This window comes from Streptomyces sp. NPDC030245, assembly GCF_055572995.1.
The window spans coordinates 164,568-177,204 of record NZ_JBVICF010000002.1; the positions used below are offsets into that span (position 1 = coordinate 164,568).

Here is a 12,637-nt window from a genome sequence, read left to right on the forward strand (position 1 = left end):
GAACGACGGAAGTGCAGGTCACCGCTAGTGCACTGATCGGCAGTACGGCGTGCGCTGCCGGTCAAAAGGGGCCGTACGGACGCGCCTAGCGTTCCTCGGGCACATACAGCACAGCGCCGCAGGAGGCACACATGACCGACAAGACCCGGGCCGCGGGCAGCAGTTCCCACCCGACGGTGGACGGCAACAGCCAGCCGTGGCTGCACCAGAAGGGCGAGGTGATCCAGGAGTACGGCACGGTCAAGCAGTTCCCGATCGGCCTGTCGTACGAGGCGAGGATGTACTCCTGCCAGCGGCTGAACCGGGTCCTCGCGGACACGCAGATCCTCTACGGCCTCTACAAGAAGCACCACTGGCTCATGCGGGGCGCGACCTTCTACCAGCTGCACCTGGTCCTGGACAAGCACGCCAGTGACCAGCTCGACATCGTCGACACCCTCGCCGAGCGCGTCCAGTCCCTCGGCGGCGTCGCGGTGGGCGATGCGCGGCACGTCGCGGAGCTCACGTCGATTCCGCGTCCGCCCGACGGCGTGGAGGAGGTGCCCGCCATGCTGTCGCGGCTCCTCGAGGCCCACGAGACGATCCTCGTCCAGGCGCACGACGCGGCCGCCCGGACCGCCGAGCTGGGCGACGACGGCACGAACGACCTGCTGGTGTCGCAGGTGATCAGGACCGGTGAACTTCAGTCGTGGTTCCTGGCCGAGCACTTGGTCGACACCCCGCTCGTGCGCGCCTGAGCACTCCCCCGGCGCTCGCCGGTCAGCCCTTGAAGGTGAGCTTCACCTCCGGCGACGTGTTCCCGTGCGCGTCGACCGCGCGCACCCGCGCGACATAGCGCGCACCGTCCCGGGTGGCGGGCAGCGGGATGTCCAGGGAGTTGGGGCGCGGCATGAAGTAGTACTCGGCGAGGACCTTCGTCGAGAGGAGCTTCGCGCCGCTGCCCGTCTCCTCGATGTCGACCCGGTAGTGGTGCACCATCTGGTCGTCGCGGGCCTGCTGGACGCGGAGCGCAGGCCGCCCTCCTACCAGGGCGAGCGGCCTGCGGGTAGTGAATCGGGGCGCGGTCGTGTTGCGCCGGGCGTCCGTGTAGGTGAAGCCGTCCTTGATCTGCTGGGGAGTGGTCCCCTTCAGGCGTACGGTCCACGCCGGTCCGCTGAGCGTGCCCGCGCTGGCGTACGGGGGCTGCCAGTTGGCGGACCACTTGCCGCCGGTGTAGATGTCGTGCTTGTCCGCGGCCATGTTGACGCGTGCGATCTCCGTGCGGTCGCGGTACACCTCGACGAACAGAGCCTGCGCGGTCGGGGCCTCGAAGCGGTCGGCCAGGCCCGTCTCGGTCACCGCCTGGCAGCCGTGGTCCATCTCTACGTACGACATCGATCCGTCGTTGACGGCGGTGAAGTCACGCTGGTGGACGGAGCGTTCGTCGTTGATGTTCAGATGCGAGTGGCCGGAGAAGTAGATGACCTGCGGGTGGGCGCTCAGGTCCTCGGTGAGCCGGGGGTTCGAGGCCTGCTGGCCGTCCATCGCGGTGCCGGGCGCGGGGCGGTGGCCCTGCACGAGGATCGGCGTGCGCGCGTTCGCCGGGTCGGCGGTGAGCTCGGCGAGCCGCTTCTTCAGCCAGGAGCGCTGCGCGGCATCGGAGTTGTACGTCTCCGTGTTCACGGTGAACAGGTGCAGGCCCCGCACCGTCGACTCGTAGTAGCCGCCACCGGAGTCGGGGAACCAGTCGCGCGGGTAGTGGGCGCGGATGTCGGCGAGGCTCGCGTCGTGGTTGCCGTTGGAGAGCAGGACCTGTGTGTCGTCCATGCCCTTGCGCTTCAGGTTGGCGCGGAAGATCTCGGAGACGATGCGGTGGTCGCCGCCGCGGCCGTCGCCGTTGTCGTTGATCATGTCACCGTTGGAGAGGATCGCGTCGGGCTCCGGGTAGACCGACGCGATGGTGTCGAAGAAGCTCTCGTACTTCTTGTCGTTGTTCTCGTGGTCCCCGATGTGCACGTCGGACATGACGACGAGGCGCGCGAGGGGCTTCTCCGCGGTCCTGACGAGGTAGCCGGCCGACACCGGAGCGCTCGCCCGGCCGCCGCGGAACGCGACGGCCGTGACGTTGGTGTCCTTCGCGATACGCAGCGGACGGCCCGGCACGAACACGCGACTCGTGCGCGTGGGCGTCGTGCCGTCCAGGGTGTAGCGGATCGTGGTGCCGCGCTCGGCCCGCAGGGACAGCGATACCGGCCGCTCGTAGCGGCCGCCCGCGCTGCTGAAGGCGGGCGCCGCCGCTCCGGCCGCCGCCGGGGCGGACGCCTCGGCGGCGGCCGGGAGCAGCAGCGCCACACAGGCGGAGGTGATCACAAAGGGGGTGCGTCTCACGGGGGATCCTTGCCTCTGGCCGGGCCGGCGGTGCGCGCCGCCCGGCGTGAACTCGCGTGAACTCCCGCGACGCTAGATCCCCTTGATGAGGTAACGAGGCCAGACCAGTTACCTTTTGGTGACTTGCCCGTGAACCACTTGAACCACTTGAACCACTTCCACCGCTACTCCTGCGCCAGCAGGCCCGTGCGCAGGCGGGCCAGGGTGCGGGCGAGCAGCCGTGACACGTGCATCTGCGAGATCCCCAGCACGGTGCCGATCTCGGCCTGGGTCATCTCCTGCCCGAAGCGCATCTCTATGATGCGGCGCTCCCGTTCGTCGAGCTCCGCCAGGAGCGGCGCCAGGGCGTGGACGTTCTCGAAGACCTCGATGGCGGAGTCCGGCTCCCCCATGACGTCGGCGAGTGAGCGGCTGCTCCGGTGGGCGTCGCCGTCGTCGCTCCCGCCGTGCTGGGATTCCAGGGACCCGGCCGCGTAACCGTTGGCCGCCACGAGCACTTCGAGGATCTGCTCCTGGGTCACGTCGAGGTCCGCCGCGAGTTCGTTGACCGTCGGTTCGCGGCCGAGCTCGGCGAACAGCTGCTCCCTGGACTTCACGAGTTCGGAGCGCAGCTCCTTCAGCCTGCGCGGCACGTGCACGGCCCAACTGGTGTCGCGGAAGTGGCGCTTGATCTCCCCGAGGATGCAGGGGACGGCGAACGACACGAACTCGAACCCGCGGCTCGGGTCGAACCGGTCGATCGCCTTGATCAAACCGACGGTCCCGACCTGGACGATGTCCTCCATGTGCCCGTTGCCGCGGTTGCGGAACCGGCCCGCCACGTAGTGCACCAGCGAGAGGTTCATCTCGATCAGGGTGTTGCGCGCGTACACGTGGTCCGGCGAGCCCTCCTCCAGGGTCTCCATCCGCTCGAAGAAGAGCTTCGACAGCTCCCGGGCGTCCTTCGGCGCGACCTGGTCGGCCTCGATCCGCGGCAGCCCGACGACCTCGTCCCGCGACGGCTGGACCGCCCCGGCCGGCCGGGGTGGCTCAACGGTCTCGTCCGCACCCGTTGCCGTCGCGTCCACGTCCACTGCCCCAAGAAACATCCTCAGAATTCCCCTGCTCTCGACTTGCCCGCGACTTCCCGCGCCAGCGCTGACTCCGCTCGCGAGCTCAGCTCGCGACCACCGTGAAGGGGATGCCTTCGCGGTCCTCAAGGACGGCCTCACGCCGGTGGGAGGGCCCCTGCGGCGGCGCGACGACCCGTCCGCCCCAGACCACGGCAGCGGCGGCGGCCGCGTCGACGTCGGCCACGCGGAAGCACGCGTGCCAGCGGTGGCGGCGCTCGAAGCCCGGCGGCGGGCCGTCACTGAGCGCGGCGACCGTGCGCAGTCCGTCACGCACCAGGATCTGCCCGTGCGCGTACTCGACCTCGCAGCTGTCGTCGGCCCCGTCGGCCCAGCCGAGCGCGCCCCCGTAGAAGAGGGCCGCGGCGAAGATGTCCCGGGTGTGCAGTTCGAGCCGGGCGACAGGCCCGTCGCCGACCTGCCAGTTCTGGTCGGGAGCCTGCTGGCGCAGACCGAACACCGCGCCCTCGGGTCCCGCCACCACGGCGATCCGTCCGGCGCCGGTCAGCAGCGGGCCGACCGCCACGGTGGCACCGCGCTCACGGAGCCGGGTCACCGCGACGTCCACGTCGTCAACGGCGAAGTACGGCGTCCAGGCCGCGTGGTCGCCCAGGTCGCACGTCGTCTCGCTGATGGTGCCCACCGGCGCGCCGGCCCGCACGGCCAGCGAGCGCGGCCTGCGCGGCGCGCCGAGCAGCGGGACGTGGCACCAGCCGAGGACCCGGCCGTAGAACTCCTCGGCGGCCCGCAGGTCCCGGGTGGCCAGGCTCAGCCAGCACGGCGCGCCGCGCGCCTTTCCCAGGTTGTCCGGGGGCAGGCTCCCGGCGGACACGGTCGGCTTCCGGTCCCTGACGGGTATCAGCCGCGTCCCGCCGCCCTTCCGCACGGTCCGCTCCCCGGCCCATACGCGTCGTGTGTCCCTCGGCACTGTCACGGCACCCTCGTCTCACTCGCAGCCCCCACGCGGTTCGTGCGGTCTCGCGAGTGGTGATTCCGCAGTCGGAAGCCCGCATACCGGGACTTTCCTCCCTCACCCGGGGGGCCAAAGACCTGCCTTCGCCGTGGTCTGGCATGGTCACCCCCATGCCTGCCTTCTCCGCGCCGGACGGTACCCGGATCGCCTACCACGTCCTCGGAGGCGGCACGGGCGCCGCCTCGGAGGCCCGCGGTGTCCCGCCCGTGGCGTGTCTGCCCGGGGGCCCGATGCAGGCCTCCGCATATCTGGGCGACCTCGGCGGGCTGGCCGCGCACCGCCCGCTGCTCATGCTGGACCTGCGCGGCACCGGCGACTCGGCGGTGCCGGAGGACCCCGCCTCGTACCGCTGCGACCGGCTCGTGGACGACGTGGAGGCCCTGCGCGGGCACCTCGGTCTCGACACGATGGACCTGCTCGCGCACTCCGCCGGCACCAATCTCGCGGTGCTGTACGCGGCCCGCCACCCCGAGCGCGTCGGCAGGCTGGCGCTGATCACGCCGAGCGTCATGGCGGTGGGGGTCTCCGTCGACGGCGCCGTGCGGCGCGAGACGGCGCTGCTGCGCCGGGACGAGCCGTGGTTCCCGGCGGCCTTCGCGGCCCTGGAGGAGATCGTGGCAGGGCGGGCGACGGCCGACTCCTTCCAGGCCATCGCACCGTTCGCGTACGGCCGCTGGGACGCGGCGGCGCGGGCCCACCGGGCGGCAGAGGACCTACAGCGCAATGACGCGGCCGCTGCCGCCTACGGCGCCGAGGGCGCCTACGACCCGGCGGCCACGCGCGCCGCGCTCGCACGCCACGCGGCTCCGGTGCTGGTCCTGGCCGGGGAGGCCGACCTGAACTCGCCGCCCTCCGCGGTGGCCGAAGTCGCGGAGCTGTTCCCGGACGCGGAGCTCGTCGTGCAGCCCGGCGCCGGGCACTTCCCCTGGCTGTACGACCCGGCCGGGTTCGTGGCGGCCACGGCGGCGTTCCTCGCCTGACCGCCGCGCCGCCTCCGTCCCGGCCGGGCCGCCGGGCGTCACCAGATCCGGACGCGCTCCGACGGGTCGAGCCACAGCCCGTCGCCCTCCGCCGTGCCGAACGCCTCGTGGAACTCGTCGAGGTTGCGGACGATGTTCGCGCGGAACTCCGGCGGCGAGTGCGGGTCGATGGTGAGGTACTGCTGCTCCTGCTCCTTGCGGCGCTTGGTGCGCCAGCAGTACGCCCAGTTCATGAAGAGCCGCTGCGAGCCGGTCAGGCCGTCGCTCTCGGGCATCGGCGCGCCGTCGAGCGCGATGAGGTAGGCGGTGTGCCCGATGGTCAGGCCGCCCAGGTCGCCGATGTTCTCGCCGACGGTCAGCGAGCCGTTGACGAACTCGCCGGGGAGGTTGCGGGGCGAGAAGGCGTCGTACTGCTTGATGAGCGCCTTCGACTTGCTCTCGAAGGCGGTCTTGTCGGCGGCGGTCCACCAGTCGTTGAGGTTGCCCGCGCCGTCGTACTGCGCGCCCTGGTCGTCGAAGCCGTGGCCGATCTCGTGGCCGATGACCGCGCCGATGCCGCCGTAGTTCTCCGCCGGGTCGGCGTCGGGCGAGAAGAACGGCTTCTGGAGGATGCCCGCGGGGAAGCAGATCTCGTTGGTGCCCGGGTTGTAGTAGGCGTTCACGGTCTGCGGCAGCATGAACCACTCGTCGCGGTCGACCGGCGCGCCGATCTTGGCGAGCTCCCGGTCGGACTCGAACGCGGCCGCCGCCTGCGCGTTGCCGAGGAGGTCGTCGGGCGACACCCGCAGCGCGGAGTAGTCGCGGAAGGTGTCGGGGTAGCCGATCTTCGGGCGGAACGTGGCGAGCTTCTCGTACGCCCGTTCCTTCGTGTCGTCGGTCATCCAGTCCAGGCGCGCGATCGACTGGCGGTAGGCCTCCAGGAGGTTGGCGACGAGGTCGTCCATCATCGCCTTGGACGACGGCGGGAAGTGCCGTGCGACGTACTCCTTGCCGACGGCCTCGCCGATGGAGCCCTCCACGAACGCGACCGCGCGCTTCCAGCGGGCGCGCAGCTCCGGGGTGCCGTTGAGGGTGCGGCCGTAGAACTCGAAGTTGGTCCGCACGAAGTCGTCCGTGAGGTACGGCGAGCAGGCGCGCAGCACGCGCGTCAGCGCCCAGTCGCGCCACTGCTCCATCGGCACCTCGGCGAGGACCGCGGAGAGGTGGGTGAGGTAGGACGGCTGGCGGACGCAGGTCTCCGCGATGGTGGCGTCCGAGCCGCCGAGCGCGGCGGCGTAGCCGCGCCAGTCGAACTCCGGAGCCAGCGCGGTCAGCTCGTCCAGGGTGGTGAGGTTGTAGGTCTTCAGGACGTCGCGGGTCTCGGCCCGCTCCCAGTGGCCCGCCGCGAGCCTCGTCTCCAGCGCGAGGACGGTCCGCGCGGCGGCCGCCGGGTCGGCGTGCTTGCCGAGGGTGAGGAGCTCGGTGAGGTGGGCGACGTACTTCTCCCGGATCTCGGCGAACTTCTCGTCGCGGTAGTACGACTCGTCGGGCAGGCCGAGTCCGCCCTGGAGGATGTTGAAGAGGTAGCGGTCGGAGTCGCGGTCGTCCGAGTCGATGTACGAGCCGAAGAGGCCGGAGCCGCCGATCCGCTCGAAGCGGCCGAGGAAGGCCGCGAGCTCCCGGGTGTCGCGCAGGCCCGCGACCTCGTCGATCAGGGGCTGGGCGGGGGCGAGGCCGCGGGCGGCGATGGTCTCCTCGTCCATGAAGGAGGCGTACAGGGCGGCGATCTTCCGGGCGTCCTCGGAGGTCGCGCCCGGATCGGCGGCGGCCCGCTCCGCCAACTCCTGGATGATCGTCTTGACCTGCTGCTCGGCGGTGTCGGCCAGCTGCACGAAGGGGCCCCAGCTGGAGCGGTCCTCGGGAATCTTCTCGGTGTCGAGCCAGGCGCCGTTGACGTGACCGAAGAGGTCGTCCTGCGGCCGGATCTCGGGGTTCATGCCCGGGCGGGCGTCATCCAGAATGCTCATCCAGGCAGCCTATGCGAGCGGCCGCCCGCGCCCGGCCCGTCCGCCGCCGACCGGCCCGTCAACTCGCGTGCAAAACGTCTCAATAGGAGCGATAAAGTATCGCGTCAACCTCTGTACGCCTGTGACACCCAGGAGCCCATCCGTGAGCGTAGCCATCGTCCCGTCCCAGGAATCCGCTCCCGCCGGGGAAGCCGCTTCCTCCGAGGAAGCCGTCGTGGACGCGGCGGCACTGGTGGCCGAGGACGCCCGTGACTTCGGGGCCTACGCCCGCACCGGCGGCTGGGCCTTCGGCCTCAAGGTCGCCCGCAGTGTGCGGCCGGGCGGGCAGAGCGCCGGCGAGACGCCGAAGGTGTCCGCCAAGGAGTTCGCCGAGCTCGCGGGCTGCTCGGCCGACCGTGTCATGCGCTACTACAAGGCCTGGGACAAGGCCGCCGACGACGGGATGGTGCCGCACTTCGAGGCGCTCGCCCCCGGCATGGAGGTGGAACTGCCGGACGCCGACGTCTGGTTGTCGTACTACACGTCCCGTTCCAGCGCCCTGACCCCGCGCGGCGAGGCGATCACGGAGGCCGCCGAGGCCGAGGGCATCCGCCCCACCAAGGCCCTGGAGGTCGCGGAGAACCCGACCGCGCTGCGCGCCGCGATCCTCGCCGACCCGGGCACCGCGGAGGCGGCGCGGAAGGCCCTGATGGACCGTCTCGGCGAGGACCCGGCGCTGCGCACGGAGCTGGTCCGTGACATCGTCCGCGCCGACGACCTCAAGAAGGCCGTGGCGGCCGAGTCCAAGGCGGGCGACCGGGTCGACTACGTCCGCCAGATCGTCGAGAAGGGCCAGGTCAAGACGCCCGCAGGGCAGATGATCGACGCGCCCGCCGAGCTGCGCGAGGAGGCCGAGCGCCACCTCTCCCTCATCGACGAGCTGGACGACGGCGAGGAGTCCGGCGAGTGGGCGCGCGAGGCGTACGACACGGTGCGTGACATGGTCGCGCAGACCGTCCAGAGCGACCCGGAGCTGCGGGTGCAGGAGCGGCGCGCGAAGTTCTACAGCAGCCTTCAGAAGGCCACGAAGGTCTTCGAGGAGCTGACGTTCGACGACGTCGCCGCCGCCGAGGAGATCCGCGACATCTACGAGGACGACATGGTGGAGCGCCTCGAAGAGCTCCAGCAGGCCATCGGCGCGTGCATCACGGCTCTCCGGACGGCGACGGCTGCCCAGGAGACGCCGACGCCTCCGGCCGGCGAGGTGGAGAGCCTGCCGGACGAGTGGGACGCGTCCTGACCCGACCCTCCCGGCTGCCAGGGACAGGCTCTCAGTGCGTGAGCGTGATGCGGATCCCGACCGTGCCCTTCAGGCCGCGGCGGATCCTGCTGCCGAGGAGCGTGAGGAAGCCGGTCACCCCGTACTTGTGGAGGATGCGGGTGCGGTAGGCGGCGGTGACGTCCGGCGGGCAGATCTCGGCGGTGGCGGGCACCTGCTCGCCCGTCGGGTTGCCCCGCCGGTCGCACGGGCCGACCATGACGTCCGGACACCTGCGGATCCGCTTCACCTTCCACGAGTCCACGGGCGTCCAGATGCCGAGGGCGTCGCCGTCCCCGACGACCCATACGGGGGTGGGCACCAGGGTGCCGTCCTTGCGGGCGCTGCTGACCAGCAGGTACTTTCCGGCGCTGAGCTCCGTCAGCAGGGTGTCGACCATGCCCGGAGTCTAGGGCTCCGAGGCAGGCATCTCCCGTAACCTCCTATTCTGGTTACATGGCCCAGTCCCCCGGCATCCCGATGCGCTCGCACAGCGGGTCCACCTACCGCTTCGATCCCGGGGCGCTCTGTCTGGAGCTGCTCACGACCGGCGGGCCCGGCGAGTTCCGGCGGTACGAGATGCTGCACGCGCCCGGCGACCTGGCCGCCTGGGCCGGGCGCTCGCGGCTGACGCCGACGCCCTCCCTCGACGTGTCCGACGCCGAGGTGGCGGCCGCCAGGCAGCTGCGCGACGCGCTGTTCCGCGTGACGACGGCCCAGGCCCTGACCAACTCCGCCGACCCTGCCGATCCCGCAGATCCCGCCGACATCGACGCGATCAACGAAGCGGCGGGCCACGCCCCGCTGGTCCCCGCGATCGGGCCGGACGGCGAGCGTGCCTGGGCCGGGCCCGCCGACGGGACCCGGCTGCTCGCCACCGTCGCGCGCGACGCCGTGGAGCTGCTGACCGGACCGTTCGCGCACCGCATACGCATGTGCTCGGCCGGAAACTGCTTCCTGATCTACGTCGACACCTCGCGCCCCGGGCGGCGCCGCTGGTGCTCGATGGAGCACTGCGGCAACCGCAACAAGGTCCGGACGCTCCGCGCACGCCGCTCCGAGGACCACTGACGCACCGCTACCTCACGGCCGGTCCGTACAGCGCGGCCGGCGCCCCCGAGGCCAGCGCCCAGTAGCGGTCCCCGTACGACCAGTGCCACCACTCGGTGGGGTAGTTGACGAGGCCCGCGCCCGTGAGGGCGGTGCCGAGGACCGTGCGGTGGGCCCGCGCCTCGGCGGTGATGTTGTCCGCGCCGGTGTAGCAGGCGCCCTCACTCTCCTCCGGGTCGGCGTTCATCCGCGTGCCCAGGTCGAGCTCGCGCCCTTCGGCGTCGGCGAGGGTCAGGTCGACGGCCGCACCGGCGCTGTGCGGGGCGATGTCGGGCGGGGAGACGTAGCGGCTGGCCGCCGCGTGTATCTCGGCGGCCGGCCGGTGCGGGTGGAGGGCGCGCAGCTGCTCGACGTACTCCTCGAAGTAGTCGCGTTGCAGCGCCGGCGGCCGGTAGCCCTCCACGAACAGCAGCCGCAGCCCCTTCGGCAGCAGTTCCTCTGCCCGCAGGAGGCGCCGCAGGACGCCTTCGCGCAGCAACGCGAAAGCGTCGTCCCCGTCGCCCGCCTGTTCCCGCACGTCGACCAGGAGCCCCGTGCCGTCCCGTACGTCGACGAGCCGCTCGCCGCACTCGCGCACGGGGACGGCGGCGACCCGCGGGTCCGACATGAGGACGATCTCGCCGGGCTCTTGCTCGACGGTGTGCGGGGCGCTCATGAGGCGGTCCACGGGGACACCCCGGTCACCGCGTCCACGGGCAACGGGCCGTAGATGTGCGGGAATTCGACGCCGCCGGGCTTCGGAGCCTCGAAGCGCACCGGCACGGTGAGGCGTTCGCTGTCGATGGTGAGGACGACCAGCTCGTCAGGGCCTTCGTAGCCTCCATAGAGGAACTCGGCCACGCCCCGCAGCTGTTCGGGCAGCGAGCAGTGGATGAACCCCTCCTCGCTCAGCGTCCTGCCGCGGGTCGACATCTCGTAGGTTCCGGTTCTTCGGGCGGCGTCCCACAGGGCGCGCTCGGTGATGTGCAGCAGTTTCGTCATGGATCAACGGTACGCGGGGCCTCGCGGCGGAGTGCGGGGTCAGGGTCGGACGGCCTCCAGGGCCTCGGCTACCACGGTGTGGAAGCGGGCGTGCTGCCGTGCGCTGGGCGGGAGTTCGGGGTTCCAGGGCACGGTGGGGATGCCAGGACCCAGGGCGTCGCCGAGCGCGGCCGCGTTGCCGCGTACGTCGGTGAGGACCAGGTCCGGCTCCAGTGCGGCCGCCTCGGGCCAGGTCGTCGTGGACCAGTTGGCGCCCTGCCCCGGCGCCGGGTCCACGAGGCCGACGCCGAACCCGGCGAGTGCGGCGAGGTCGGGCCAGGCGTACGGCCTCGCCAGGTGGACGGAGTCGGGGCCGGCCGGGGAGAGCGCGAGCACCCGGGGCCGTGCGGGACGGGTGGCTGCGGCGGTCAACCGGGCCTCGGCGGCGGCAAGTTCGGCTTCCGCTTCGGGTCGCGGTGCGGCGCCCAGGCTGCGGGCGAGTGCGGTGAGGCGGTCCCTGATCCCGGCGAGGCTGCGGCCGCCGCCCACGTCGAGCACGACGAGCGGGACCTGCTCCTCCAGGTGCTTGGCAGCTTCCGGGTCGATGCCGTAGACCTGACCACCGCCGTAGGTCAGCGCCACGACCAGGTCGGGACCGGACGCAAGGAGGGCGTCCAGGTCGAGTGCGGAGCCCGCGCCGAAGTAGGGCAGGTCCCCCAGGGGGAGGCTGCCCGTCTTGGCGGGGTCGGGCCGGGCCGGGTCGTCGTGCGCGGAGCCGAAGACACCGGCGGGCCGTATGCCGTGGTCGTGCAGGGCCGCACCGGTCGGCACGTAGGCGACCGGCCGGGCAGGGCGGTTCGCGGTCCTGACCAGATGCCCCCGGTCGTCGGTGAACTCCCATTCCTGGTCCGTGCGTTGTCCCATGATGTCCGGCTCCTCCCGCCGTCCCGCGCCGTGGCTTGTTCCCGCCGTGGCCGTCCCGGTGCTACCTGCCCGGGCGCACGCCGGAGTACACGGACCGGCGAGGTCTCCGCCGGTCGACCTAGTCCCTGCGCCGGTACCGATCCCGGTCGAGCGACAGATGTGGGGACGGGGTGCGTGTTCGTAGCTTCATCGGTGTCGGCAACAAGCGGAAACACACACCGGACCAGGAGGCGGACATGAACGGCACCCACGGGACCACCATGAACGAGCGGGGCGACGAGGGACACGGCACGGGGGCCGACGAGCGCCTGAAGCTCGCGGTCATCGTCGCGAGCACCCGTGAGGGCCGCTTCGCGCCCACCATCGCCGACTGGTTCACCGGGCAGGCCGCACACCGCCCCGACCTCGACGTGGATGTGATCGATCTGGCCGAGGCGCGCCTCCCCGACGGGCTGTCCAAGCGTCCCGGACCCGAGGTCGCCGCGATCACTCGGCGCATCGACGCGGCCGACGCGTTCGTCGTCATCACCCCGGAGTACAACCACAGTTACCCCGCCTCGCTGAAGACAGCGATCGACTGGCATTACGAGGAGTGGCGCGCCAAGCCAGTGGGCTTCGTCAGCTACGGCGGGCTGTCGGGCGGACTGCGTGCCGTCGAGCATCTGCGCCAGGTCTTCGCGGAGCTGCACGCGGTGACCGTGCGCGACACCGTGAGCTTCCACGGCGTCTGGGGCTGCTTCGACGAGTCCGGCGCACCGGTCGACCCGACCGGCCCGGAGAGGGCGGCCAAGACGATGCTCGACCAGCTCAGCTGGTGGGGCCGCACCCTGCGCGACGGCAAGACCGCCCGCCCCTACGCCGCCTGAGCCGTCGTGCCAGGCAACGAGGTCGCGGGCGGCGGGCCGTCCGGC

13 protein-coding genes are annotated in these 12,637 nt (G+C 71.7%); 5 read left to right on the forward strand and 8 right to left on the reverse strand.

From position 1 onward, the window contains the following. Positions 1 to 131 precede the first annotated feature (131 nt). The gene (locus tag ACZ4Z4_RS05375) at positions 132 to 737 is read left to right on the forward strand and encodes a Dps family protein (protein ID WP_468322506.1); all 606 of its coding nucleotides are present in this window, start codon (positions 132 to 134) and stop codon (positions 735 to 737) included. 22 nt (positions 738 to 759) lie between these two features. Here ACZ4Z4_RS05375 and ACZ4Z4_RS05380 read toward each other — a convergent pair whose 3' ends face one another. The 3 genes from ACZ4Z4_RS05380 to ACZ4Z4_RS05390 form a co-directional block, all read right to left on the reverse strand. Continuing rightward, a complete protein-coding gene (locus ACZ4Z4_RS05380; protein ID WP_468322508.1) occupies positions 760 to 2,367 on the reverse strand; it encodes a chitobiase/beta-hexosaminidase C-terminal domain-containing protein in 1,608 nt (535 codons plus the stop codon). 164 nt (positions 2,368 to 2,531) lie between these two features. Beyond that, on the reverse strand, positions 2,532 to 3,434 hold the full coding sequence (locus tag ACZ4Z4_RS05385; protein ID WP_468322511.1) for a SigB/SigF/SigG family RNA polymerase sigma factor: 903 nt from the start codon (positions 3,432 to 3,434) through the stop codon (positions 2,532 to 2,534). Between the two features lie 88 nt (positions 3,435 to 3,522). Continuing rightward, positions 3,523 to 4,308 (reverse strand): VOC family protein, encoded by a 786-nt coding sequence (locus ACZ4Z4_RS05390; protein WP_468322514.1) that lies wholly within the window; start codon positions 4,306 to 4,308, stop codon positions 3,523 to 3,525. 251 nt (positions 4,309 to 4,559) lie between these two features. Here ACZ4Z4_RS05390 and ACZ4Z4_RS05395 point away from each other — a divergent pair, with 251 nt between their 5' ends. Further along, complete coding sequence (locus ACZ4Z4_RS05395; RefSeq protein WP_468322516.1) at positions 4,560 to 5,429, forward strand: alpha/beta fold hydrolase; 870 nt, start codon at positions 4,560 to 4,562, stop codon at positions 5,427 to 5,429. 38 nt (positions 5,430 to 5,467) lie between these two features. Here the strand turns inward: ACZ4Z4_RS05395 and ACZ4Z4_RS05400 are convergent, their stop codons facing one another. Continuing rightward, positions 5,468 to 7,435, reverse strand: a complete 1,968-nt coding sequence (locus tag ACZ4Z4_RS05400; protein ID WP_468322519.1) for a M13 family metallopeptidase — start codon at positions 7,433 to 7,435, stop codon at positions 5,468 to 5,470. Positions 7,436 to 7,577: 142 nt separating this feature from the next. Between ACZ4Z4_RS05400 and ACZ4Z4_RS05405 the strand changes: the two genes are divergently transcribed. Then, positions 7,578 to 8,714, forward strand: coding sequence for a hypothetical protein (locus tag ACZ4Z4_RS05405; RefSeq protein ID WP_468322521.1), 1,137 nt, complete (start codon positions 7,578 to 7,580; stop codon positions 8,712 to 8,714). A 31-nt stretch (positions 8,715 to 8,745) separates the two neighbouring features. Here the strand turns inward: ACZ4Z4_RS05405 and ACZ4Z4_RS05410 are convergent, their stop codons facing one another. Then, positions 8,746 to 9,132 (reverse strand): PPOX class F420-dependent oxidoreductase, encoded by a 387-nt coding sequence (locus ACZ4Z4_RS05410; RefSeq protein ID WP_468322524.1) that lies wholly within the window; start codon positions 9,130 to 9,132, stop codon positions 8,746 to 8,748. A 56-nt stretch (positions 9,133 to 9,188) separates the two neighbouring features. Here ACZ4Z4_RS05410 and ACZ4Z4_RS05415 point away from each other — a divergent pair, with 56 nt between their 5' ends. Continuing rightward, positions 9,189 to 9,803, forward strand: coding sequence for a CGNR zinc finger domain-containing protein (locus ACZ4Z4_RS05415; RefSeq protein ID WP_468322527.1), 615 nt, complete (start codon positions 9,189 to 9,191; stop codon positions 9,801 to 9,803). A 7-nt stretch (positions 9,804 to 9,810) separates the two neighbouring features. Here the strand turns inward: ACZ4Z4_RS05415 and ACZ4Z4_RS05420 are convergent, their stop codons facing one another. From ACZ4Z4_RS05420 to ACZ4Z4_RS05430, 3 genes are read right to left on the reverse strand one after another with little or no spacing between them, the layout of a single operon-like run. Continuing rightward, complete coding sequence (locus tag ACZ4Z4_RS05420) at positions 9,811 to 10,497, reverse strand: M15 family metallopeptidase (protein ID WP_468322530.1); 687 nt, start codon at positions 10,495 to 10,497, stop codon at positions 9,811 to 9,813. Next, positions 10,494 to 10,823, reverse strand: coding sequence for a DUF952 domain-containing protein (locus tag ACZ4Z4_RS05425; protein ID WP_468322533.1), 330 nt, complete (start codon positions 10,821 to 10,823; stop codon positions 10,494 to 10,496). The genes ACZ4Z4_RS05420 and ACZ4Z4_RS05425 overlap by 4 nt, the downstream gene beginning before the upstream one ends. A 39-nt stretch (positions 10,824 to 10,862) precedes the next feature. After that, the gene (locus ACZ4Z4_RS05430) at positions 10,863 to 11,726 is read right to left on the reverse strand and encodes a substrate-binding domain-containing protein (protein WP_468322535.1); all 864 of its coding nucleotides are present in this window, start codon (positions 11,724 to 11,726) and stop codon (positions 10,863 to 10,865) included. A gap of 260 nt (positions 11,727 to 11,986) precedes the next feature. Between ACZ4Z4_RS05430 and ACZ4Z4_RS05435 the strand changes: the two genes are divergently transcribed. Continuing rightward, positions 11,987 to 12,592, forward strand: a complete 606-nt coding sequence (locus ACZ4Z4_RS05435; protein ID WP_468324126.1) for an NADPH-dependent FMN reductase — start codon at positions 11,987 to 11,989, stop codon at positions 12,590 to 12,592. Positions 12,593 to 12,637: the final 45 nt, after the last annotated feature.